Annotated in this window: 16 protein-coding genes and 1 pseudogene; 6 read left to right on the forward strand and 11 right to left on the reverse strand. The window is 63.3% G+C overall.

All coding sequences use genetic code 11. The features are described 5' to 3' along the window. Positions 1 to 24 precede the first annotated feature (24 nt). Entirely contained in the window at positions 25 to 1860 is a 1836-nt protein-coding gene (locus tag BBX50_RS17530) for an ABC transporter ATP-binding protein (protein ID WP_065776600.1), read from the forward strand. An 83-nt stretch (positions 1861 to 1943) separates the two neighbouring features. Here BBX50_RS17530 and BBX50_RS17535 read toward each other — a convergent pair whose 3' ends face one another. Continuing rightward, positions 1944 to 2420, reverse strand: coding sequence for an Lrp/AsnC ligand binding domain-containing protein (locus BBX50_RS17535; protein ID WP_065776601.1), 477 nt, complete (start codon positions 2418 to 2420; stop codon positions 1944 to 1946). Between the two features lie 143 nt (positions 2421 to 2563). Here BBX50_RS17535 and BBX50_RS17540 point away from each other — a divergent pair, with 143 nt between their 5' ends. The 4 genes from BBX50_RS17540 to BBX50_RS17555 all read left to right on the forward strand — a co-directional run bounded on the left by BBX50_RS17540 (position 2564) and on the right by BBX50_RS17555 (position 9302). Further along, a complete protein-coding gene (locus tag BBX50_RS17540) occupies positions 2564 to 3583 on the forward strand; it encodes a 1-aminocyclopropane-1-carboxylate deaminase (RefSeq protein ID WP_065776602.1) in 1020 nt (339 codons plus the stop codon). A 49-nt stretch (positions 3584 to 3632) separates the two neighbouring features. Beyond that, on the forward strand, positions 3633 to 6020 hold the full coding sequence (locus BBX50_RS17545; protein ID WP_065776603.1) for a 1-deoxy-D-xylulose-5-phosphate synthase N-terminal domain-containing protein: 2388 nt from the start codon (positions 3633 to 3635) through the stop codon (positions 6018 to 6020). A gap of 159 nt (positions 6021 to 6179) precedes the next feature. After that, positions 6180 to 7364, forward strand: coding sequence for a cellulase family glycosylhydrolase (locus tag BBX50_RS17550; RefSeq protein WP_065776604.1), 1185 nt, complete (start codon positions 6180 to 6182; stop codon positions 7362 to 7364). A gap of 117 nt (positions 7365 to 7481) precedes the next feature. Continuing rightward, the gene (locus BBX50_RS17555; protein ID WP_161490882.1) at positions 7482 to 9302 is read left to right on the forward strand and encodes an adenylate/guanylate cyclase domain-containing protein; all 1821 of its coding nucleotides are present in this window, start codon (positions 7482 to 7484) and stop codon (positions 9300 to 9302) included. 45 nt (positions 9303 to 9347) lie between these two features. Here BBX50_RS17555 and BBX50_RS17560 read toward each other — a convergent pair whose 3' ends face one another. The 10 genes and pseudogenes from BBX50_RS17560 to BBX50_RS17605 form a co-directional block, all read right to left on the reverse strand. Continuing rightward, positions 9348 to 10193: a sugar phosphate isomerase/epimerase gene (locus BBX50_RS17560; RefSeq protein WP_065776606.1), complete on the reverse strand. Its 846-nt coding sequence runs from the start codon at positions 10191 to 10193 to the stop codon at positions 9348 to 9350. After that, the gene (locus BBX50_RS17565; RefSeq protein ID WP_065776607.1) at positions 10190 to 11500 is read right to left on the reverse strand and encodes a DUF6005 family protein; all 1311 of its coding nucleotides are present in this window, start codon (positions 11498 to 11500) and stop codon (positions 10190 to 10192) included. The genes BBX50_RS17560 and BBX50_RS17565 overlap by 4 nt, the downstream gene beginning before the upstream one ends. Next, positions 11497 to 12777 (reverse strand): AMP-binding protein, encoded by a 1281-nt coding sequence (locus BBX50_RS17570; protein WP_065776608.1) that lies wholly within the window; start codon positions 12775 to 12777, stop codon positions 11497 to 11499. The genes BBX50_RS17565 and BBX50_RS17570 overlap by 4 nt, the downstream gene beginning before the upstream one ends. After that, positions 12774 to 14510, reverse strand: a complete 1737-nt coding sequence (locus BBX50_RS17575) for an IucA/IucC family protein (RefSeq protein ID WP_065776609.1) — start codon at positions 14508 to 14510, stop codon at positions 12774 to 12776. Before BBX50_RS17575 ends, BBX50_RS17570 begins: the two co-directional genes overlap by 4 nt. After that, complete coding sequence (locus BBX50_RS17580) at positions 14494 to 16188, reverse strand: IucA/IucC family protein (RefSeq protein WP_320410509.1); 1695 nt, start codon at positions 16186 to 16188, stop codon at positions 14494 to 14496. Before BBX50_RS17580 ends, BBX50_RS17575 begins: the two co-directional genes overlap by 17 nt. A 195-nt stretch (positions 16189 to 16383) precedes the next feature. Further along, on the reverse strand, positions 16384 to 16674 hold the full coding sequence (locus BBX50_RS17585; protein ID WP_065776610.1) for a DUF2218 domain-containing protein: 291 nt from the start codon (positions 16672 to 16674) through the stop codon (positions 16384 to 16386). 113 nt (positions 16675 to 16787) lie between these two features. Continuing rightward, on the reverse strand, positions 16788 to 19097 hold the full coding sequence (locus BBX50_RS17590) for a TonB-dependent receptor (RefSeq protein WP_065776611.1): 2310 nt from the start codon (positions 19095 to 19097) through the stop codon (positions 16788 to 16790). A gap of 119 nt (positions 19098 to 19216) precedes the next feature. Then, positions 19217 to 20218 (reverse strand): FecR domain-containing protein, encoded by a 1002-nt coding sequence (locus BBX50_RS17595; RefSeq protein WP_083213720.1) that lies wholly within the window; start codon positions 20216 to 20218, stop codon positions 19217 to 19219. A gap of 104 nt (positions 20219 to 20322) precedes the next feature. Beyond that, entirely contained in the window at positions 20323 to 20847 is a 525-nt protein-coding gene (locus BBX50_RS17600) for a sigma-70 family RNA polymerase sigma factor (protein WP_065776613.1), read from the reverse strand. Positions 20848 to 20998: 151 nt separating this feature from the next. Next, positions 20999 to 21942: pseudogene (locus tag BBX50_RS17605) on the reverse strand (LysR substrate-binding domain-containing protein). Between the two features lie 96 nt (positions 21943 to 22038). On the opposite strand from BBX50_RS17605, the gene BBX50_RS17610 reads away from it, so the two are divergent. After that, positions 22039 to 23454, forward strand: a complete 1416-nt coding sequence (locus BBX50_RS17610) for an aldehyde dehydrogenase family protein (protein ID WP_065776614.1) — start codon at positions 22039 to 22041, stop codon at positions 23452 to 23454. Positions 23455 to 23464: the final 10 nt, after the last annotated feature.

A 23464-nucleotide genomic window follows, 5' to 3' on the forward strand; every position in this document is an offset into this window, starting at 1 on the left:
ATAGCAACAGGCGGAGGAGCCGACATGACTGACACCGCAATCACCAGGGGCCATTCGGCCACGCCTGTTCTCTCCGTCGAGAACCTGACGACTTCGTTCCTGGTCGATGGCGCCTGGAAGCCCGTCGTGCGCGACATCTCCTTCCAGGTGGGACCCGGCGAGACCGTTGCGATCGTCGGCGAATCCGGCTCGGGCAAGAGCGTCACCTCGCTCTCGATCATGCGGCTGCTGCAGAAGGAAACGAGCCGCGTCGAGGGACGGGTGATGATGGGTGGGCGAAATATCCTCGACCTGCCCGAGAGTGAGATGCGGCATGTGCGCGGCAACGACGTTGCCATGATCTTCCAGGAGCCGATGACCAGCCTCAATCCGCTGTTCACCATCGGCGACCAGATCTCCGAGGCGCTGCTCTGCCATAGTCCGATGTCGAAGGCAGAAGCGCGCGCCGAAACCATTCGGCTGCTCGAAAAGGTGCGCATTCCCTCGGCCGCATCGCGCTTCGACGAGTATCCGCATCGCTTCTCCGGCGGCATGCGCCAGCGCGTGATGATCGCCATGGCGCTTGCGAGCCGCCCAAAATTGCTCATCGCCGACGAGCCGACGACGGCGCTCGATGTAACGATCCAGGGCCAGATCCTCGACCTGATCAAGGTCTTGCAGGAGGAAGAAGGCACCTCGGTACTGTTCATCACCCACGACATGGGCGTCGTCGCCGAGATCGCCGACCGAACCGTGGTGATGTTCCGCGGCGATGCGGTCGAGACCGGCCAGACGGAAGACATCTTCTTCCGGGCGAAACATCCCTATACCCGCGCGCTGCTTTCGGCCGTGCCGATGCTCGGCTCGATGAAGGGCGAAAGCCAGCCGATGCGTTTCCCCGTTATCGACGCGACAACAGGTCTTCCGAACGCCGTCGCTGAAGCGACAGACACGGTGCAATCCGGCCGCAAGCCAATCCTCGAGGTCAAGAACCTCGTCAAGCGTTTCGACATCCACGCCGGCCTGCTCGGCAAGCTCAAGGGCCGCGTGCACGCGATCGAAAACGTCTCCTTCAGCCTGCAGCCGGGCGAGACGCTGTCGCTCGTCGGCGAATCCGGCTGCGGCAAGTCGACGACCGGTCGCGCCATCATGCGGCTGATCGAGCCGGAAAGTGGCTCCGTCGTGCTCGACGGCCAGGACGTGCTGGCAATGGACCGCAAACGCTTGCGCGACATGCGCCGCACCATGCAGATGATTTTTCAGGATCCCTTCGCGAGCCTCAATCCGCGCATGACCGTGGGGGCTGCGATCGCCGAACCCTATCTCGAACACAAGCTCGGCACGGCCAAACAGGCGCGCGAGAAGGTTGCCGATCTGCTCGAACGTGTCGGACTGCAATCCGACATGGCCGCGCGCTACCCGCATGAGTTCTCGGGCGGCCAGCGCCAGCGCGTCTGCATCGCACGTGCCTTAGCGCTCGATCCGAAGGTCATCGTCGCCGATGAATCGGTCTCGGCACTCGACGTCTCGATCAAGGCGCAGGTCATCAATCTGTTGCTCGACCTGCAGGCGAGCCTCGGCCTTGCCTATCTGTTCATCTCCCACGACATGGCCGTGGTGGAACGCGTCAGCCACAGGGTTGCGGTGATGCATCTCGGCGAGATCGTCGAGATTGGATCGCGCGCCCAGGTGTTCGAAAACCCGCAGCATCCCTATACCAAGAAGCTGATCGCCGCCGTACCGATCGCCGACCCGACCCGCCGCCATGCGCGCCGTGGCGTTGCCAGCGACGAGCTCAAGAGCCCCTTGCGCGCGCCCGACTATGTGCCAGTCGAACGGCGTTACCATCAGGTCGCAGAGGATCATTTCGTGCAGGTTTAGCGGGGCTGCGACTGTTCGGCCCGCTCAAGGCGGGCGCGCCGCGTAAACACCTTTCTGTGCCGGTGGCCAAAGGTCGACTGTCGTCAGAACGGCAGCCGCGCATTCTCCTTGACTTCCTTCATCACGAAGAAGGTGCGCGTCTGGCGTACGCCCGGCAGCGCGATCAGCTTCAGGCCATGCAGCTTGTTGAAATCCGCCATGTCGCGGACCCGGATCTTCAGGAGGTAGTCGAAGTCGCCGGCGACGAGGTTGCAGTCGAGCACCTCCTTCATCTCCATCACCGCGCCCTCGAAGGCCGCAAAGCTCTCCGGGGTGGACCGGTCGAGCACGACGCCGACCATCACCAGTGCGCCGAGACCGACGGCCGCAGGCGCAATTTCCGCCCGAACACCGGTGATATAACCTTCCTCAAACAGCCTTTGCGTCCGCCGGTGGCAGGTGGCCGCGCTGACGTTCACGCGCTCGGCAAGGTCGGCATTTGTCAGCCGGCCCTCGGATTGCAAGGTACGCAGGATCTTGAGGTCGATCCGGTCGAAATCCTCTGCGGAAGAATCTTTCATTTTTTAGCCACCAATTCGAAGATAACAGCCATACTGCTAATGATTTATCTTATCCAAGGTAAACTGAATAGCAAATTAGAGAGCACCTTTCATGCGACTTCACCTATCCTTCGCCTACAATTTTCACACGGAGGCCTGGATCAATGTCACTGCTTGAGAAATTCGAACGCTACCCGCTCACCTTCGGCCCGACGCCGATCGAGCGTCTGCCGCGGCTCACGGCAGCGCTCGGCGGAAAAGTCGAGATTTACGCCAAGCGCGATGACTGCAATTCCGGCCTCGCCATGGGCGGCAACAAACTCCGGAAACTCGAATACATCGTGCCGGACGCCATCGCCTCCGGCGCCGACACACTGGTCTCGATCGGCGGCGTGCAGTCGAACCACACCCGCATGGTCGCGGCCACCGCCGCCAAGATCGGCATGAAATGCGTGGTCATCCAGGAAAAATGGGTGCCGCACTATGATGCGGTCTATGATCGCGTCGGCAACATCCTGATGACCCGGCTGATGGGCGCGGACAGCCGCCTGGTCGATGACGGCTTCGACATCGGCATCCGCAAGAGCTGGGAGGATGCGATCCAGTCGGTGAAGGATGCCGGCGGCAAGCCCTATGCCATCCCGGCCGGCGCCTCGGTGCACAAGTTTGGCGCGCTCGGTTATGTCGGCTTTGCCGAGGAAGTGGCCGCACAGGAAAAGGACCTGGGCTTCACCTTCGACTACATCATCGTCTGCGTCGTCACCGGCTCGACGCAAAGCGGCATGATCGTCGGCTTCGCCGCCCAGGACCGCGCTGATCGGGTGATCGGCATCGACGCGTCGGGCACGCTCGAACAGACGCGCGCCCAGGTTCGAAAGATCGTCGATTCCACCGCCGACCTGGTTCGGCTCGGCAGGACGATCCGTGAGGATGAGATCGTCATCAATCCCGATTACGCCTATCCTGCCTATGGCGTACCATCGGAAGAAACCAACGCGGCGATCCGGCTTGCGGCCCGCACCGAGGCGATGATCACCGATCCGGTCTATGAGGGCAAATCCATGCAGGGGCTGATCGATCTCACCCGCAAGGGCTTCTTCCCCGAGGGGTCCCGCGTCCTCTACGCTCATCTTGGCGGCGCGCCGGCGCTGAACGGCTACAGCTACTACTACAAGGACGGCTGAGTCCCGGCCACAATCTGTCACCTTTCGTCCTCTCCATCGGAACCCGGCGATGACCGACACAAGCCATCTCAAGACCATCGAACAGCGCCTGCTCTGGCTCTCGCACTGGATGATCCATCACGCCAATCACATCCGGCCGAAGATCGACGGCATCAAGACTGGCGGGCACCAGGCAAGCTCGGCCTCGGTCGTCTCGATCATGACCGCGCTCTATTTCTCGGCGCTTCGGCCCGAGGATCGTGTCGCGGTGAAGCCGCACGCGGCACCGGTGTTCCACGCGATGCAATATCTGATGGGCCGCCAGACGCGCGAGAAGCTCCTGAACTTCCGCGGCTTTGGCGGGGCGCAGAGCTATCCGAGCCGGACCAAGGATGTCGACGACGTGGATTTTTCGACCGGCTCGGTCGGACTCGGCGTCGGCATCACCGCGCTTGCCTCGATCGTCCAGGATTTCGTCCGCGCCAAGGACTGGGGCCGCGGCAAGCTCGGCCGCATGGTAGCGCTCGTCGGCGACGCCGAGCTTGACGAGGGCAATGTCTACGAGACGCTGCAGGAGGGCTGGAAGAACGATCTGAGGAACTGCTGGTGGATCATCGACTATAACAGGCAGTCGCTCGACGGCATCGTTCGCGAAGGCCTGTTTGAACGGGTGGAAAAGATCTTCGACGCCTTCGGCTGGGACGTCGTGCGGGTCAAGTATGGCGTCCTGCAACGCGCGGCCTTTGCCGAGCCCGGCGGCCAGAAGCTGCGTGACTGGATCGACCGCTGCTCCAACCAGGAATATGCGGCGCTGACCTTCATGGGGGGTGCCGTCTGGCGCAGGCGGCTTGCCGATGACCTCGGCGACCAGGGCGACGTTTCGGCGCTCATTGACCGGCGCAGCGACGCCGAGCTCTCCGCGCTGATGGAGAACCTCGGCGGCAACTGCGTCGAGACCATGGCCGAGACCTTCGCCGCGATCGACCACGATCGGCCGACCTGCTTCCTCGCCTACACGATCAAGGGCTGGAGCACGCCGATTGCCGGCCACAAGGACAATCACGGCGGCCTGATGACGACGGCGCAGTTCGCCGAATGGCAGGCGCATATGGGTGTTGCACCCGGCGAGGAATGGGAGCCGCTCGCCGGCGTGGCGGATCCCCAGGCGCTGGAGGCGTTTCTCGCCACGGTGCCCTTCTTTGCCGAAGGTACACGCCGCCATGGCGATCGCCAGCTGGAAGTACCGCAGATCGCCGTCGAGACGCAGCGCGAAATCTCGACACAGATGGCCTTCGGCAAAATCCTCGATGATCTCGCCAAGGGCAGGTCAGACCTCGCCGAACGCATCCTGACGACGTCGCCGGATGTCACCGGCACCACCAGCCTTGGCGCCTGGGTGAACCGGCGAAAGCTCTTTGCGCGCCAGCCGCTCGCCGACGCCTTCATCGAGCACCGCATCGCCTCGACGGCAAAGTGGGAATTCACGCCGGAAGGCCAGCATGTCGAGCTCGGTATTGCCGAGATGAACCTGTTCCTGCTTCTGGGGGCCGCCGGCCTCAGCCATTCGCTGTTCGGCAGAAGGCTGATCCCGATCGGCACCGTCTATGACCCCTTCGTCTGCCGTGGCCTCGATGCGCTGAACTATGCCTGCTACCAGGATGCCCGTTTCATGATCGTGGGCACGCCCTCGGGCGTGACGCTGGCGCCGGAAGGCGGCGCGCACCAGTCGATCGGCACACCGCTGATCGGCATGAGCCAGGATGGTCTCGCAGCTTTCGAGCCTGCCTTTGCCGACGAGCTTGCCGTCATCATGGAATGGGCCTTCGACTACCTGCAGCGCGATGGCGACAACGATCCGGATGAGCGCACCTGGCTGCGCGACGAGACCGGCGGCTCGGTCTATCTGCGGCTCACCACCAAGCCGCTCGAGCAACCCTTGAAGCGGGTCGACAATGACTTTCGCCAGGGCGCGATCGATGGCGCCTACTGGCTGAAGAAGCCCGGACCGAACTGCGCCGTCGTCATCGCCTACCAAGGGGCTGTCGCCGACGAGGCGATCGCGGCGGCCGGCATGATCGGAGAGGTCCGCCGCGACATCGGCGTGCTCGCGGTCACCTCGGCCGACCGCCTGAACGCCGGCTGGACGGCGGCGCAGCGCGAGCGCGCCCGCGGCAACCCACGGGCCTGCAGCCACATCGAACGGCTGCTCGATCCGCTGCCCAACTATTGCGCCATCGTCACCGTGCTCGATGGCCACCCGGCCACACTTTCGTGGCTCGGCGCGGTCGCCGGCCACCGCACCATTCCGCACGGCGTCGAGCATTTCGGCCAGACCGGCACGATCGGCGACCTCTATCGCCACTTCCGGCTCGACCGCAACGCCATCGCGGCCTCGGTCGCGGCGCTGACGGCCGGCAGGCGTGCCCCGACAGAACAGGAAGCGCTGCTCTTTCCGTAACGACGGTCCGCAGCCCCGCATCAAATCATGCAGAAGCTGCAGCTGTTACCCGTTAACCCTGAAGCTGTTCCCCAGGGAACATCCGCGACGCAATGCGCCGGTAGGTTGGCCGCGCCGAACCAAGGCCCGAATGGCCAGGAACCCAGAAGGACCGACCGCATGCGCCTGATTGCCTCCGCCCTCCTCGCTTTCAGCCTTGCGGGCTCAGCCAGTGCCGCCGATCTCATCTCCTTCTGGGACACGCCGCAGCATGGCGGAAACAGCTTCAACAGGCTTCCGCCGGACGAAGCCTACTTCAAGGCGCTGGCGGGCTACGGCGCCACCTGGGTGCGCCTTTCCTATGACAAATGGAAGCCGGCCCAGCGCGACTATCTGATCGGCGACGCCGACAAATACGAGGGCATTCCGGCCGCAGATATAAAGACGCTCCGCGAAACCCTCGACCGGGCTGACAAGGCCGGCCTCAAGGTCGTCATCGCGCCGTTGTCGCTGCCCGGCATGCGCTGGGCCCAGAACAACGGCAACAGGTTCGACGGCCGGCTCTGGCAGGACAAGGCCTGGTGGGGCCAGGCGGCACGCTTCTGGCGGGATCTGGCGCGCGAGCTGAAGGACCATCCGGCGGTCGCCGCCTACAACATCGTCAACGAACCTGCGCCTGAAAAGAAGAACGGCCTCGCGGAACACGCCGATGCGAAAGCGATGCAGGCCTGGTACGAGGAAAAGACAGGCAGCGCTTCGGACCTCAGAGCCTTCTACGATGAAGTCATCGCAGCCATTCGCGAGGTCGACGCGGCAACCCCCATTATGGTGGATGCCGGCTGGTATGCAGCGGCCGATGCCTTTTCCTATTGGCCATCGGGTCTCACCGACCAGAAAGTGCTCTACAGTTTCCACATGTACGAGCCCTATGCGGCGACGAGCGCGCCCAACATGAAACGCGACAGGCCATACGCCTACCCCGGCAGGGTGCCGTTCGGCGAAGGCGAAGAGACCTGGGACCGGACGCGGGTCACAGGCTATCTCGCAGCGCCGGTGCAATGGGCCAGGGACAAGGGCGTGCCGCTGAACCGCCTCGTCGCCGGCGAATTCGGTTGCATGCGCCTCTGGTCCGGCTGCAAGACCTATCTCGAGGATGTGCTGACCGCGCTCGACAAGGATGATCTGCACTGGGCCTTCTACAGCTTCCGCGAGGACGCGTGGGACGGTATGGACTACGAACTCGGATCGAAGAAAGTCGGTTGGAAGTACTGGCAGCAGATGGAGGCCAACGAGCGCGACACGACGCCGCGAAAAGCGACGCCGGAGTTCGCCCCGATCAGCAAGCGGCTGCAGGGGACAGATTGACGCATGTCGGGAAAGGTCGCCACGCGCTTGGAAAAAAGTCCAAAACGGCTAGAAGACGGTGCATTCCTTGCGGGGCTACGCGAATTGCGAGCACCCGCTGCAACATGAGGCATGCTCGTGCAGACGACCAAGGCGGCTGACGCCGGCACACGAAATCGAACCATACGCCTGTCGCGAACGCTCGCCGTCGTGATGGCCGGGCTGGTGGCCTTGACGGCTGCCGTCATCCTCTCCGTCGTCTGGTACATGTCGGCGGGAGCGACCCGCGACCTATTGGCCAAATCCGCCCGCCTTGGGCTGGACGCCGTCCAGACGAGGATCGGCAGCCGTTTCACGCCGGTCGAGGATCAGCTCGCTTACCTCGCGCGGGAGGTGGCGGCCGGACGTCTCGACCCGGCCGATCCGCTGGCGTTGGAGCGTGTGATGTCCGGGGCGCTGGCGGCAACCCCGCAAGTTCGGGTGCTGTCCTTCGTGACGCCCAAAGGCGATATCTTCGGCGTGACACAGGGCCCGAAGGGCGTCTTTTCCTTCGCGGAAACGGTCCAGACCGACGATGAGCGCGCGGAGATCGAGGAGGCACGCCGCAGTGGAGAAGCCCATTGGGGGCCGGTCTACTTCGTGCCGGACCCGGCAATCCGCACGTCGGTGGCAAACCTCAGGCAACCGACGACGGTCGACGGCCAGTTCGTCGGCGTGTTCAGGGCGACGATTACAGTTGACGCCATCTCGGAGTATCTACGCGAGATCGCCGTCGTAAACCCCGGAACAACACCGTTCGTCCTTTACGGCCGCGAGCACGTGCTCGCTCATCCGCTGATGGCGGCGGGTCATCCGCTGTTGTCGGCGGAGCACCGGTTGCCGAAACTCAGCGAGCTTGGCGACCCGTTCCTCGCGCAACTCTGGAACGAAGAGCCGGAAACCGTCGACGATTCGGCACTCGAAGTGCGCGTTGTCTTATCCGGAGACGCCGGTCGCGTCATTCTGACCCGCGAAGTCGGCGGCTACGCGCCGGCCCCTCTCACCATCGGCGTCGAAGTTCCGATCGAAATGCTGGAAGAGCCGATCTCGAACCTGGTGCGCGCCGGGATCGCCGGCCTCGCGGTGCTGCTGGCAGCGATCGTCATAGCCTTGATCGTCAGCCGAATGATCGTCCGGCCTGTCGCCAGCATGGCGCGAGAGGTGCGCGCCGTCGGCAGGCTCGATTTCGCCGCACTGCAGCCCCTGCCCGGCAGCGTGTTTACAGAACTCGACGAGCAGGCGCGGGCCTACAATACGATGCTGACCGGACTGCGCTGGCTCGAAACCTACGTACCGAAGAAGCTCGTTCGCCACCTGATCGGCAGTGAAGACCTCGCATCGACCCAACGCGTCGTGACCATCATGTTCACCGACGTGGTCGATTTCACAGCAACCGCCGAAAAGACCAGCGCCGGCGACGTCGCAGCACTCCTCAACAGCCACTTCGACCTGCTCGGCAGTTGCATCGAAGGTGAAGGCGGAACAATCGACAAGTTCATCGGTGATTGCGTCATGGCTTTCTGGGGCGCGCCCGACGCGCAAAAGGATCACGCCGACCGCGCGATCCGCGCCGCGCGCGCCATTGCCCAGGCGATCGCCAAGGACAATGCGGACCGGCTCCGCCAGGGCCTTGCGCCGCTCAGAATGCGCATCGGCATTCATTCCGGGCCGGTCGTCGCCGGCAACATCGGCATGACCGGGCGATCGGCCTATACGATCGTCGGCGATACCGTGAACGCCTGCAACCGACTGGAGCAACTCGGCAAATCAATCGCGCCGGGTGAAGAAGTGATGATCCTTTTGAGCGGCGAGACCTTTGATCTGTTGGCCGAGGATCGCTCCGATCTCGTCCAGCTCGGCAAACATTGCCTCGCCGGGCGAACCGAGGAGACCGAGGTCTACAGGCTCCGAACCGCGTAGCGGCCAAGTGCTCGCCGACACGCGGCGGGCACGGCGCTCGCGGCGCTAGAGGTTCACGGTCCGGCGGGCGGGTTCAGTCCCGCCGGTTATCTGGCGGACCTGTTTGCGGTCGCTTCGCAGGATGTCGAGGCAATCGTTGCCGAACCACTCCAGCGACGCATCGGCCTGCGGCTCGCCCGCAATCTCCTGCAGGAACCGCCCGTAATCGACCACCCCCTCGAAGAGCGGCGTCATGCCGCGCCTGCTGCCGGCAGCCGCGTAGACATTGGCCGGCTCGAAGACGGCAAGGTCGGCGCGGCCGACGATATTCTTGAGGTGGTAGTGGCGGATGTGCGGCTTCATCGTTTGGTGGACAGAGACCGGATCGTCGCCGCCTTCCCATACATGCAGCGTGTCGAAATTGATCGCGAAGGCGGGGTGGTCAACCTCTTCGATAAGCCGCATCGTCGAAGCGGCCGTATCGGCGAGCGTCTTTGGATGGGTCTCGGCAAGCAGATGGATGCCGTAGCTGGCAGTGATGGTGCAGATCTCCTTCAGGCGGCCGACAATTTGCTGGCGCTCGTCAGCACTGACTTCGAGGCTGCCGCGGCTCCCGGCAAAGGTACGGATCTTGCGCGTGCGCCAGCGGCGGGCAAGGCGGCAAAGCTCCACCGCCTTGTGGCGCAAAATCTCCACGTCGCCGTCGAGCGGCAGGTAGTCGCTGATCATCGGCACCGACAGGCCGAAGCCGTCGAGCCATTCGGCGTTCCGGTCGGCCCGCGGCGCCAGATTGCGCGCATGCGCACCCCAGAGCTCGATCCCCTGGAAGTCGTTGGCCTCAGCCCAGGCGGCGATCTCGTCGAGCGAGATCAGATGGTGCCGGAAGGTGATGGTGCAGAGCGAGACTCTCATCGTGCAACTCTCTTCAAAGACGGAATTTCTGCGGGGATGGCAAGGTCGCACCAGAGATCGAAGACCTCGGCGAGCTTGGCCTTCAGCTTCGTTTCCAGCCGGTCCGCCTCGTCGAGACGTTCGAAGACGGCTTCCGCCAGAGACCGATCCCCGGTCTGGGCGAGCTTCATCACGGCGTAGTGCAGCGTCTTCAGTGCCTGAACCAGCGCCTCGATTTCTCCGCACCAACCCTCGAATTCGGCCGCCGGTAGCTTCAGCGCCCGCCAGTAGAAGGCGAAGCCGTGTTCGTAGGCGTACTTGCGGATGGTGATAACAGGCAGCTCGCGCACCGCTGCGGCCAGATCCGTCAAGGCGATGCCGTTCCGCCCGTCGAGATGCGCGGCGACGATGTCGCGAACGGCATTGACCAGCGGATTGCGGTCCCTGACGAAGCAGGCCTCGAAATAGGCTTTCAGATCCTCGGCGAAAGGCGCGCGTGCCTCGGCATTGTCGAAGACATAACCGCCGCCGACGGTCGGCTGCATGATGGCGTGAACGACCTTGTCACGCGCGATCTCGCCCTCCCAGCGATAGTCGGGATCGTGCACGAACCACGTCTCCGGATCGGCGGTTTCCTGCAGCATCAGGTAATGCGGAAACGGGTTCTGGTTGAACTTGTTCTCGCGCTCCGGCAGATGGAACATGTCGAGCATGACCATGACCGAACCGGTTGCGCTGCGCTGCTTGAGAAGGCCGAGCAGCACCGCAAGGTTGTCGAGCTTGGTGCGCTCCGGATCGTACCATTCGACGACCGAGACGCCATAGAGCCGCTCGAACCAGCTGCGGAAGAATTCCTGGGTGATGTCGGGTGCGTGATAGAGAAGCCCGAAGCGGTCGCTGACCGCAAACTTTGCATCCCAGACACCGAAGTAGAACGGCCGCTGGTCCAGCCCCTGCCGCTTCAGGCCATCAGAAACGCAGCTGACGAAGCAATGCACCTTGATGTCGTAATAGGCGTCACCGTGAACCCCCTCGTCGCTGGTGCCGCCGGTCAGCGGAAAGGCAGGAACAACGGCGGCCGTCGGCTTCGGCACGTAGAGTGCGACGAGATCGGCAACCGTCTCGATCTCCTGTTTCGCGATCGCCTCTTCCGGCACCGAAAGCCCGTATTCGAGCTCCAGGTTGAGGAAGATTTCGAGGATCAGGACGGAGTCGAGATAGAGGTCCTCGTTGAGGCGGGCGTCCGGGCCGAAGCCCTCCATATGCCCATGCGCCATCTTTTCGATGAGAACAGTCTCGATCGCCGCGAAGATTTCCCTTTCGGTCATGATGCGGCTCCCGCCATCGACTTGTTGAATTCGCCTGCGACATGACGCGCCGCGACGTCGCGGCGGCTGATCTTGCCGTTCGCCTGACGCGGAACGGCATCGACCTGCAGGATTTCCATCGGCAACTGGTGGCCGGCGAGCTGGCGGCTGCACCATTCGCGCACCGCCTGCGGCGCGACTGATCCCTCGGCGCTGAAGAGCAGCGCGACGCGCTCGCCGGCGAAACGGTCAGATTTGCGGAAGGCGACCGCATCGGTGATGGCGGGCATGGCCATCACCACATCCTCTACGTCCTTCGGATAGACGTTGAGGCCGGAAACATTGATCATGTCGTCCAAACGCGAGACGAAAACCAGCATGCCATCGGCACGGCGATAACCGAGATCGCGGGTGTGGATCGCGACACCATCGGCGTTCCTGACGACGATCTCACCGGCGTCCTCGGCGCTGCTGCCGGTTGCAGCGCTCAGATGGGGCAGAACGAAGCCCATGTCGCCGGCAGCAGCCACATCCGGATTGATGGCGATGCAGCCGGATTCGGAGCAGCCATATTGCTGGAACATGAACCGGCTCTTCGCGCGGATATCGGCAAACCACGGATCGGGAAGCAGCGTACCCGACGTCATCGTCGCGTGGATCTGCTCGCCGGCAGGCAGAAGCCGCGCCAGCGTGTGCAGGATCGCCGGCGACGAATAGAGCAGCGGCCGCTCGGTCTCGCGCAGCACCTTCAGGAGATACTTTGGATTGGCCGTATTGACGATGACAGGCGTCTGGCCGCGCTTCAGCGCCACCAGGATGCCGCAGATCAGCCCATAGGAATGGGTCGTCGGGCAGGCGACAACCGGCGTCATCTCCTCCGGTTCGCGGAATGTACGCACATAGCTCTCGATTTCGGCATCGATCTCTTGCCAGCTGCGGGCCACGCATTTCGGCGCGCCTGTGGTGCCCGAACTCATCTGCAGCAGCGTGCCCGGCTTCGACGCTGTCTCAGGCGCTTCGAGCACTTCGGCCGTCAGGCTGTTGTAGAACAGCCTGTTGCAGCCGGCGCCGATCGCGAGTTTGCACGCGGCCGGATAGGGCGTGCCGGGATGGATCGGCAGCACGCTGGCGCCCGCCTTGCGGATGGCGAAAAACAGCGCCAGCCAGTCGACGGTCTCCGCGAAGCAGACGGCGTATCGGCCGGTGTCTCGCTCGCCAAGGCCGATCTCCGCTGCCAACTGGAGCGATCTTTCGTTGAAATAGGTCTCGTCATAGAGCCTGTCATCGATGCGGATCATGACTTTCTCCTTCGTTGAAGCGTCGGCGCGGCCAAGGTGTTCGGCACCGTGTGGTGGTACTCCGGCTTGGCGGCGAGGAGCTTCCTCGTCATCAGGGATTCGGTGAGAATGCGTGGCTGGTCGCAGCCGAGCTGGGCCAGCCGTTCTGTCGCAGCGTGCTCCGCTTCATAAGCTGCAAGCGCGCTTCCGACGCGTTGCCAGAAAAGCGCTTCCGGCAGGTTATAGGCATGGTCAAGAAGGTGGGAAATTTCGCTGAGATTGAAGACGAACAGCGTGTCCATCACCAGTTCGCGCAGCGAATCCAGATTGTCTGTCCAGTAGAACCGGTCCGGCTCGGCATCCCTGTAAACCGGGTCCAGCGCCGCGAAGTCCGGCGCCTTTTCCGGCTCGCGCAGGAAATCCGGCGAGAACTCGATGCTCTCGTGAAAGTCACGCAGAATGAGCCTGACCGGCCAGCCGTCACGATGAACCAGCAGCATGTTCTGCCCATGCGCCTCGACCGCTAGGCCATGATGGACGAGCAGGTGCCAGACGGGCAGGACGGCGATTTCGATCAGCCGGTTGATCCACGGCATCAGGCCGAAACGTGCGATCCAGTCGTCTGCGAACGGGCGCTCGTCCGCTTCGACCATCATCAGGGCATTGAAGGGAATGACAGCCTCGCCGGCTGCGAGGGCGGCTTCCGCACTCTCCCGCCAGATGGCCGCGACCTGTCCGGCCAAAGGTCCGTCGCGGTCGGCAATCACACCGGCATATTCCTGCAGGACGGTTAGCGGATAGCGATCGCCAAAAACCGCATCGTTCGCGACGATCCCGGCGATCCAGCGCGAGATCACCGGCGCCGTGCAGACCGAATGTGGTTCAAGCGTTCGCCGCGACGAGGTGTTGACGATGTTGAGCGGCAGCTTGAGGCTCGCCGACAACGGCCTGTCCTGGTTCAGCAGCGAGCGCACCGACTGCGTTGCCGTATAGCGATCGCCGGCTGGCCCGAGGAAATGGACGTCCCCCGACGCGATCCACCCGGCAAGCTGCGTTTCGCGCAGCTCACGCCACTGCCAGGGATGCAGCGGGACAAGTCCGAAATCGTCAGCCGCCGCGCCGTGCTGCTGCCGCATCGACTGCAGATGCGACCAGGTTTCCTGCCCGAGTTCCGCCTGCCAGAAGGTGTCGTCGTTGCCGGGGATTGCCTGATGGAGCTGTTTGCGCGCCACAAGCAGCCAGACGAGCTGGAATGCCCTTCCAGCCTCCGGACCGAATGCGGCATGATCCGCGAAGGAAAAGCCGGTGCGCGCCTTGTAGCAGGGATGGTACGGGTGCCCCTCGTCAAGCGCGCCTTCGAGCGCCGCGAAGGGCATGGCGCGCCTTGGCCGCTCCGGCAGGTGACGCTCGTTCCACCGGCAAAAGGCGACGGTCTGCGTGAGTTCGTCAAGCAGCTTTCCACGGGTTGGGCCGCTGCCCGGTAGGGCGGAGACCAGTTGCGCCAGCGGCGGCACGATCCAGCCATCCGTGTCTTCGCGCATCTCCACCGAACCGGCAACAAGGCGCAGGCGGCCAAAGGGACCAACGGAACCGCGGCAGCGGAAATCCTGGCCCCCGAGCGACCAGTGAAAGGTCGTGACGCCGTTGTCGGCATGTTCGTAGGCCGGAACGATGCCTTCGAACAGGAGGGCTGAAACGAGCTGACGAAGCACCCGCTCATCCGGCCGAGCCTTGAGATCAAGAGGCAATGGCATGATCGGTCCTCGGCACTGTTAGAACGATCGGCGCCCTGAGCGGGTTCGGCACGGGGCGATAGAGCGTCGGCGCGTTGCTGGATTGCAGTTCGTCCACGTCATAGAGGCGTGTCGTCAGATTGGCCTTTGAGACGATCGTCGGCAGATCGAGGACGTGGCGCGCGAAGTCGCGGCCCGCTCCAGTCATCCGGGCGGCATAGCGTTCGAGATGGGCGCGCAATTCGCGCAGCAACAGGCTTTCATCGCACAGCCTGTCATGACCCATGCGGCTGATGACGGAAAAGACCTGGTTGACGATCAGGTAGTAGGCGAAGCGATCGCGGATTTCGCTGTCGGCAAAATAGAGCGATGCGATCGTCTGCGTCTCGGGAACATGGCCGACGATCAGCGCGCGGTAGCGTTCGGAGAGATAGAAGCCCTGGTTGTCCCGATAATAGCTGGCCGAGGGATAACCGTTGCCGACATCAAGCAGGCTGTTCTGCTGATGCGCCTCAAGCGCAATGCCATAGTCGTCATAAAGACGGATCAGAGGTTCGACCGCGCAATCGAGATAGTGCTGGAACCAGGCGACTGACGCCTCCTGCAGGCCGCCGCCGTCGCGCGCGGCAACGGCCCGCACGAGCCGCGCGAGCCGGGACGGTTGCCCCGGCAGCGGATCGGCCGTCAGCGCAGCGACGGTCACGACGCCTCCGCCCTTCTCGCCGGCAAAGGGATTTTCGCGCAGGATGACCTCGAAGCCGCTTTCGCTGCGCCCCGGCAGATCGAGCGTGATATAGGCCGGATCCTGAATAATGCGGAAACTTTGGAACCGTTCGGTAAACCCGATCCGGTCGATCAGCTTCGCCATCGCAACCCCCGCCTCCAATTCCTGGCGCCGGTTGAGACGAACGGAATTGGTGATGCGGACGGGAAGGGAGAACTTCAGCATCCAGTCAGCGTTGGCAGCGTAGACCGTGCGCACGGACGAGGTCGCGGTGAAGGCCGGACCGAGCTGACCTATGTGGCGCAACACCCCTTGCCGCAGCATGGCGTCGATATCGGCGTCGAGAAGCAGGGCTTCCGCCTGTAGTGGATGCATCGGCAGCAGATACTCGTCGCGACCGAGCACCACGCCGTCACCAGGTGTCCCGACCAGGGACCGCACGATCTCGTGCGCCTCAAGCATACGTGCGGAAGCGTGCCGTACGTGATCGCGCTTTGCTGCAAAATAGTGCAGCTTGAATTGGCCGCGCAGTTCCGGCGCATAGCTCTCCTGCTGCCAATAGGTCATGCCCTGGCGGCTCTTTGGCGTCGGGTGCTGCCAATGCCCGAACACAAGCGATTGTTCCGCCTCGATAAAGTGGTCGCGGTCCGCCGGATCGGGCTCGGCCCTGTCGATGTAGAGCGCCGTCTGCTGATAGCTTTCAAGCACACGCATCAGCAGCTCGAGTTCAAAGCCGCGGAGCACGTCGGCCTCGGCCTCGTCGACCTGGCGATAGCATTCGTGGATGAGGATATGGAGCGCGGAGATCAATTCGATCTGCCGCCACATCACGTCGGAAACACCCCTGCCCCAGACCCTGCCGAAGTGACGCGGGCCGCAAAGGGACGGCGACGTCACCTCGGCGCGCAGGATCATGTGGTGCCTCGGCAGCGACCATTCCACACAGTCGAAAGTGCCGCCAGCGGTTCGATGCATGACCCGGATACCCGGATTCACTTCGCGCAGATAGCAGTTTGCGAAGCTTTGAAAGGTTGCGATTTCTGCGATTTGCCTAGACGATGGCATCGTGTCGATCCTCGGCACGCGGCGCGCATAGCCGCGCAATGGCGTTGGGCGTTGTCGGCCAACACTTTGAATTTTCTTATCCGGACTGGTCTCGGTAGATCGCGCTCAGCCAGCGGCCTGCCAATGGAGCTGGCGAGGCTCTTCGCGGAACGCGAAGCGCAGAAGATGGCTTTCGATGACCGATTTCGTGTCATCGAGATCGGCATCGTCGGGCGAGCGGGCGCGAATGTTCAGGCCATCCGGTGTGGCGTGAAGATAACCGGTGCCGCAGGAGAACCTGAGTTCGGCACGGTCGCCCGCCTGCTCGACGTCGATCTTGTGGGCGAAATGCTTGCAGAGCTGCGCCAGGTATTTCTGGCCCTCTTCCGTCGCAAAGTGGGTGGTCGCTTCTTGCATCTGGAACTCCTGTCTTTCGGCTTTCGCTGCTCGGGCGGCCCTTGGGCGGCCGCCGTCGCTTCTTGGGGCGACGGACGCGGGGAGGACGCGGCCGTCGCGATCGCGACCTTCGACTAGAAGGTCGCTCTGGCGGTCAGGATGAAGGAACGGCCCGGCTCGTAAAGCGGCTTAACTTCCAAGAACTCCTGGCCGTAGGTTGCCCGGCTCGAATAGGTTTCGTCGAAGATGTTCTTGAGTTCGGCGCGCAGCGTGAGGTTCGGCCGCTGCGGTGGCACATACTCGACAAACGCATTGAAAACTTCGTAACCCTGGAGGGGCTTGTTCCCGAAGGCGACGTCGTCATAGTCGAGCGCGATCTCGGCGTCGGCACCGAAGGTGACGCCCCAGTCCGTCAGCGTATGGATCGCCTGCAAGGTAATGATCTGGCCAGCCGGAGTGGCGAGATAGGTGCCGAGATCGGAATCGGCGGGCTTGCCGTCGATCTCGACGTCGATATTGGCGTATTTCACTTTGAAATAACCGTCGCCCCAGTTGTAGCCACCGCCGATTTCAAAGCCACGCGAGCGAACGTCACGCGCGGTGATCCCGAGGTCCGCCCGGTAGCGCGGCGTGCGGGCGTCGTCGATATCCGTCTGAAAGACGCTGCCTTCGATGGTAAAGCCGTTGTAGTTGGCCTCCAGGCCGAGGATGTAGTTGTCCGCCGTCACCGGCTTCGGGCCCTGGCCGTAATCCCATTTGGGATTGATGATGAAGTTCTCGGCGAGCGGGACACCCGCCCAGACGTGCGAATAGCCCGCCTTGCCGATCAGAAGGTCCTCGATGAGATCGTATTCACCCGACACGTTGCCGCTGAGACCGGAATTGGTCCACTCCTGGCCGGTCGTCCCGGTAAAGTGCTGGTTGTCGCCGCGCGCACCGAACGAGAGGCGCGTCCTCTCAAAGGGCTCCAGCCGTGCCTGAGCATAGATGCCGACATTGCGCGCCTTCTCGGAGCCGGAATCGAAGAGATCCCGAAGCTTCGCCTCGTCGTCGTAAAAGTCGATGCCGGCAACCACATTGCCGATGTCGAAGGAGAACTTGTTCTCGAATTTGCCGTTGAAGCTGTCCGACGCGCCGATCCCCTGATAGCTGAGGGGAAGGCCGGGCGCCGGTCTCGGGTAGACCGGCACTTCGACTTCGGTCTTGCTGTAGGCGAGCAGGAGGGTCGGGTCCCACCATCCTTCCGGCGTGCTGTCGGTATAGGTAAAGACGGTGTTGCCGCGCTCGAGCGTATAATCGCGGATAGACGGCTCCCACGGCTTGCTGCCGGTGGTGGACTCCATGTTGGCGCGGTACGGACGCGGCGCATCATCGCGTATGCTGTCGTGGCTGATCTCGAAACGGTCGCCGCTGTCGAACTCGTAGGCAAGCTTTCCCAGTCCGCTCAAGAGGTCCGTTGAGGTTCCACCCACATCCTGGCCGTTGCCGGCCGTGAAATCATTGCCCTTGCCGAAGTTGAGGTAGCCCAGAAATTCGAACCCGTCCCGCATGCCGTAGGCAGAGACCCCTGTCGTCACCGTGTCGCTGTTGAAATTGTAGCTGGATGTGACGAAACCACCGAAGCCGTCGCCATCCAACAGATCGCGCGCGTCGATCGTCTCATAGGCGATCGCGCCGGCGAGCGCTCCCGGACCGGCATCGGCCGGCGCCACGCCGGCATCAACACTCACGGCCTTCAGCAGGCCGGGGTCGATGAGGTTGGTACCGTTGTGGTGGAAGACCTTGTTGTTCTGCCGACCGCCGTCCATGGTCACGGCAAGGCTGGTTTCCTCGATGCCGTGAACATAGACTTTCTGCGACATCGGCAGCGAACTGCCGACAGAGATGCCCGGCTCCCCGGAAAACACGTCGGCGATGTTGGCCGGGTTCTTCTGCTTCAGGTCTTCCGACGAGATGACGATTTCGCCGGCACCGCGCGGGCCGGCGCCAAAGGCCGAGATCGGATCAAGCATCGTCGATCCGTCCACTGCGATCCCATCGCTACCGGCCGCTGACGTTGCCGAACCAACCAGTGCCGTTCCGCCGGAGATCCTATAGGAGATGCCCGTGCCCGACAGCAGCAGGGCAAGCGCCTGCTCAGGATTGAGCGTTCCGCTGACGGCGGTCGACCGGAGGCCCTGCGAGGTTGCCGCAGCCAAGGTGACCTGGAGACCGGCCTGCCGCCCGAAAGCGTTCAGTGCGCTGGCAAGTGGCTGGGACGGAATGTTGAAGGTGCGGGCATTGCTGACGCGGGTTGTCGTTTCCTGGGCAAACGCGGTGGAAAGGGGCATCAGCGCAAGGGACGAAAATCCGACGATCGCCGTCGTGGTGAGCAGGCGTCGGCCTGCGTGGCGATGTCCTGCGTTGAAAGACAGATGTCCCTTGCGGCATTTCGGCGAACTCATTTTACCCCCGTCTCGGCGTTCCGCGTGCTGCCTCTCGGGCATGCGCTTCCCACCAAAGACGACCGGCTCCCGATTTTTTTTCACCGGTGCGCGATTTTTTCCTGATTTTTTGACTCCAATTAAAACTGGGTCAGAACGCGACCATAGGATGTCACCGCGCGAACCGTGCCACCGAACGGCTGAACCAGGGCCTGTAGCGCGTGATCCGGGTCCTTCAGGTCGTAGACGCCCGTCACCCGCTGTTGGGCAAGACGCGACTGCGGAATGGCGATCCAGGCGGAGTGGTAGCGCTGCAACCGTTCCGCGGCGGCGGCAACCGTCACGTTGTTGACGAACATCTTTCCGCTTCGCCAGGCGCCGATCTCGTCCGGCGCGATCGCGCTACGGGTGACGGCGCCGGTCGCATGGGTCACCGTCGCCGTTTCGCCCGGCGCCAGTTCGAAGTTCTGCTTGTGGTCCGGTCCGCTATAGGAGACGGCCACCGTCCCGTGTGCGAGTTCGACCGTCGTATCCGCGCTCGCAAGCTGAACATCGAAGGCGGTGCCGAGAACCGAAACTTCAACACCGCCGGCATCGACGACGAAGGGACGGGAGAGGTCGCGCGCGACATTGAAAAAAGCCTCGCCTTTCAGAAGTCTGACATGCCGGGCATGGGCGCTGACTTCGGTGGCAATCGCGCTGCCGCCACCCATTTCGATGATGGTTCCGTCTTCAAGCGCAATCGTCCGGCTCTGCGCGGTCTCGGTGACATGATCGGCCTGCCACCACAGAAGGAGTGAGGGTAGCGACACGAACATGACGAGGCAGGCGGCAAGGGCGAGAACCGCCGCACCCGTTGCCCAGACCTTGGCCACCCGACGGTCCCGGCGGCGGGTTGCTGGCTGAAGCGAAGCCAACGGCCTTGCCCCCCGCCAGAGATGTTCGTGAACCGGCGGCACTTCGCCCAGAAGCTGCCAGGTCTTCAGCGCAGTCTGCCAGGATCGGACGTGCAACTCCGATCTGCCCAGCCAGGCCCGGAACTGAGCTTCGGTGTCCCGACAGTTCGGGCGCGCCTTCAGCTCGAGGAACCAGTCCATCGCCTCTTCAAGCAAAGCTTCCGGTATATGGTTGTCCTTGGTCAAAGCTCTGCCTACTGGTTGCGTGGTCGACGAGACACTAGCGGATTCACTCGGTTTGTCACAAAGACGAATAGCGCCGGATTTTTTTTCACGCGGCCCCCAAATTTCTAGGAGGCGTCACTCGCCAGCACTGTCGCGACGCGCATCATGGCGGTGCGCACGTGGCGATGTGCGGTCGCGACCGAGATGTCGAGGTGAACGGCGATTTCCTCCAGCGTGTAGCCGCCGAAGCGATGCATTTCGAGGGCCACCCTGATCTCTGTGGGAAGGTCTGCAAGAATGCCGGTGACCCGTCGGATCTCGTCGGTTACGACAACGATGTCTTCAGGCGACGGCACCTCGATCGGCATCGACCAGTAAGGCGGCTCGCTTTGCTCTTCCCGCGCCTCGATCTTGCGTCGCTTGATAAGATCGAGGGAAAGATTGCGGACGATCCGGTAGAGATAGGCAAGCGACAAGCCGGTCGACCTCTCAGAGGAGGCGCTGTTGGCGCTCGCCGGCGCGAATCGCAGGAACGCCTCCTGCACGATGTCTTCGGCCGTTTCGCGCGATCCGACGATGCGCGTTGCATAGGCGACCAGAGCGGTACGATTGGCGAAATAGACCTGATGGCGCGTTTCCATGTCGACCATGGTGTCTGATCCGATCAAAACAACTTCGATTTGGCATTCAGGGCCGCCCGCACTGACTGCTGAGATACGTTCGATCAGCCGGCCGGCCGCACGAACGGCGTGTCTCTTAGCACGCGGAAATAAACTTGTCTTTAATACTCATGTTATTTTTTCAAGGCGCGGGTCGGCCATCGGGGCCAGTGAGCGCCTGGGCCATACGGCCATGGTTCGGGCGCCTCTCCCGGACCAGGTCGATCAACGCCCGCAACTTCGCCGGCACGTGCCGGCGGCCTGAAAAATAGAGGCAAAGCCCATCATAGGGCGGCGTCCAGTCATCCAGCACCTGCACCAGTTGCCCCGAAGCGAGGTGCTCCTGCACGGCGTGGTCCGACAGATAGGCCAGCCCTGTGCCGCAAAGCGCCGCCTCCAGCATCAGATCGCTGTCGTCGAGGATGAGCGGCCCGGGGACGTCGATTTCGACACTTTCTCCGCGGCGGCTGAACTCCCAATGGTAGATCCTGCCGCTCGCCATGCGGGCGCGGATGCAGGCGTGCTGCAGAAGGTCGACAGGCCGCCGCGGCACCGCTCTTGCCCGGAAGTAGTCCGCCGATCCGACGACGACCATGCGCGACTGGGGCAGCACCGGAACCGCGATCATATCCGGCGGAACCGCCTCGGCCAGCCGGAAGCCGGCGTCGAAACCGAGTGCGACGATATCGACCAGCGCATTGTCCGTCGCGACCTCCAACGTCATCTCTGGATAGCGCCGCAAATATTCGACAAGCAGCGGCCGGAGCACCATCCTTGCGGCCCCGGGGACGTGTTGAGCCGAAGCGTTCCGGTCGGTCGCCCCTGCGATTCGGCCGCTCGTTCGACGGCACCCTCGATGGCGGCGAGCGCCGGCAGGATCTCGGCGACGAAGCCCTCTCCGGCAGCCGTCAGCGCCACCGACCGCGTCGTCCGGTTGAACAGCCGCACGCCAAGCCGCTCCTCAAGGGCCGACACGGCATGGCTTAGCGACGAGGACGAGACGCCGAGTTCCCGCGCGGCGGCGCGGAAACCGCCGAGCCGCGCTATCGTCGTCACCGCCTCGAGTTCCGACAGACTGGCTTTCATTGCGCTATTTTCCTCATCAACCTGTCTATGATTGATGATCTTAACCTGACGATCATTCGGACGCATATCCCTGTCATCGCAACAGGAAGTCAGAAGATGAAGTTCATTGAGCAGATTTACGTCGATGGCGCGTTCGTTACCCCTCATGGCAACGAACGCTTCGACCTTTTCAATCCCGCCACCGAGGAGAAGATTGGCGAGGCCCGTCTCGGGGATGGCGAAGACGCCGGCGCCGCGGTTGCCGCCGCCAAACGGGCCTTCCCGGCCATGCGGCGGACGACAGTGGCCGAACGGGTGTCGATGTTGTTGGCCCTGCGCGATGCGGTCGCCACCAGGGCCGATGCGCTTTGCGCCGCCATGGCCACCGAATACGGCGCGCCGCAATCCTTCCTGGCCTTCTCCGTGCCGCATGCCTCGAAGGTGTTCGATGTGGCAGCCAAGACCGTGGCCGACTATGCCTTCAGGCGCCGGATCGGTAATGCCGATGTCGTCATGGAGCCGGTGGGCGTGGCGGCCGCCATCACGCCGTGGAACAGCAATATCGGCTTCATCTGCACCAAGCTTACCACCGCGGTGGCCGCCGGCACGACCATCGTGATCAAGCCATCGGAGTTGAGCGCCATCCAGACGCAGACGCTCGTGGAAGTGCTGCACGAGGCCGGTCTGCCACGCGGCGTACTCAACGTCGTCAACGGTTACGGCCATGTCGTCGGCGCCGATCTCAGCCGGCATCCGCACGTCGCCAAGGTCACCTTCACCGGCTCCACGACCACCGGGCGGACGATCCTGCGCACGGCCGCGGAGAGCTTCAAGCGAGTCACGCTCGAGCTCGGCGGCAAGGGAACGCAGATCCTTCTCGATGACGCCGACCTCGACCGTGCCATCCCGCACATTCTTGCCTCCGCCTTTCGCAACAGCGGGCAGGCCTGCATCGCCGGAACGCGGCTGCTGGTTCCCCAACAACGATACGAGGAGGTGAGCGCGCGTCTTGCGGACGCTGTTTCGGCACTCAAGGTCGGCCCCTCCAGCGATCCGGCCTCCGACATCGGCCCGATGGTGAGCGCCAGGCAGTGGGAACGGGTACAGTCCTATATCCGCCTCGGGCAGCAAGAGGGTGCGACCCTGCTGGTTGGCGGCGAGGGCCGGCCACAAGGGTTGGACCGTGGCTGGTTCGTCCGCCCGACCGTTTTTGCGAACGTCACCAACGACATGCGGATTGCGCGCGAGGAGATCTTCGGCCCGGTGCTCAGCGTCCTTCGCTATCAGGACGAGGACGAGGCGATTGCCGTGGCCAACGACACGGACTACGGCCTTCAATCCTACGTGCTTGGCAGCGACATCGAACGCATGCGCGCTGTAGCCCTCCGGCTTGAGGCCGGGCGGGTGGTCATCAACGAAACCCCGGCCTACCCCCAGACGCCGTTCGGTGGCTTCAAACATTCCGGAATCGGGCGCGAGTTCGGACCATTCGGTCTTGAAGCCTTCCTCGAGCCGAAGGCGATCATCGGCTAGCCGCCAGCCG

Origin of the sequence: Ensifer sp. LC11 (assembly GCF_001695835.1) — a bacterium.
Lineage (GTDB): Bacteria > Pseudomonadota > Alphaproteobacteria > Rhizobiales > Rhizobiaceae > Ensifer.

Coding starts and splice junctions, on each gene's coding strand:
- BBX50_RS17540 (WP_065776602.1), top strand. CDS start 2,564: ATGTCACTGCTTGAGAAATTCGAACGCTACCCGCTCACCTTCGGCCCG.
- BBX50_RS17550 (WP_065776604.1), top strand. CDS start 6,180: ATGCGCCTGATTGCCTCCGCCCTCCTCGCTTTCAGCCTTGCGGGCTCA.
- BBX50_RS17530 (WP_065776600.1), top strand. CDS start 25: ATGACTGACACCGCAATCACCAGGGGCCATTCGGCCACGCCTGTTCTC.
- BBX50_RS17545 (WP_065776603.1), top strand. CDS start 3,633: ATGACCGACACAAGCCATCTCAAGACCATCGAACAGCGCCTGCTCTGG.
- BBX50_RS17535 (WP_065776601.1), bottom strand. CDS start 2,420: ATGAAAGATTCTTCCGCAGAGGATTTCGACCGGATCGACCTCAAGATC.
- BBX50_RS17565 (WP_065776607.1), bottom strand. CDS start 11,500: ATGACCGAAAGGGAAATCTTCGCGGCGATCGAGACTGTTCTCATCGAA.
- BBX50_RS17610 (WP_065776614.1), top strand. CDS start 22,039: ATGAAGTTCATTGAGCAGATTTACGTCGATGGCGCGTTCGTTACCCCT.
- BBX50_RS17590 (WP_065776611.1), bottom strand. CDS start 19,097: ATGAGTTCGCCGAAATGCCGCAAGGGACATCTGTCTTTCAACGCAGGA.
- BBX50_RS17575 (WP_065776609.1), bottom strand. CDS start 14,510: ATGCCATTGCCTCTTGATCTCAAGGCTCGGCCGGATGAGCGGGTGCTT.
- BBX50_RS17580 (WP_320410509.1), bottom strand. CDS start 16,188: ATGCATCGAACCGCTGGCGGCACTTTCGACTGTGTGGAATGGTCGCTG.
- BBX50_RS17570 (WP_065776608.1), bottom strand. CDS start 12,777: ATGATCCGCATCGATGACAGGCTCTATGACGAGACCTATTTCAACGAA.
- BBX50_RS17600 (WP_065776613.1), bottom strand. CDS start 20,847: ATGGTCGACATGGAAACGCGCCATCAGGTCTATTTCGCCAATCGTACC.
- BBX50_RS17560 (WP_065776606.1), bottom strand. CDS start 10,193: ATGAGAGTCTCGCTCTGCACCATCACCTTCCGGCACCATCTGATCTCG.
- BBX50_RS17585 (WP_065776610.1), bottom strand. CDS start 16,674: ATGCAAGAAGCGACCACCCACTTTGCGACGGAAGAGGGCCAGAAATAC.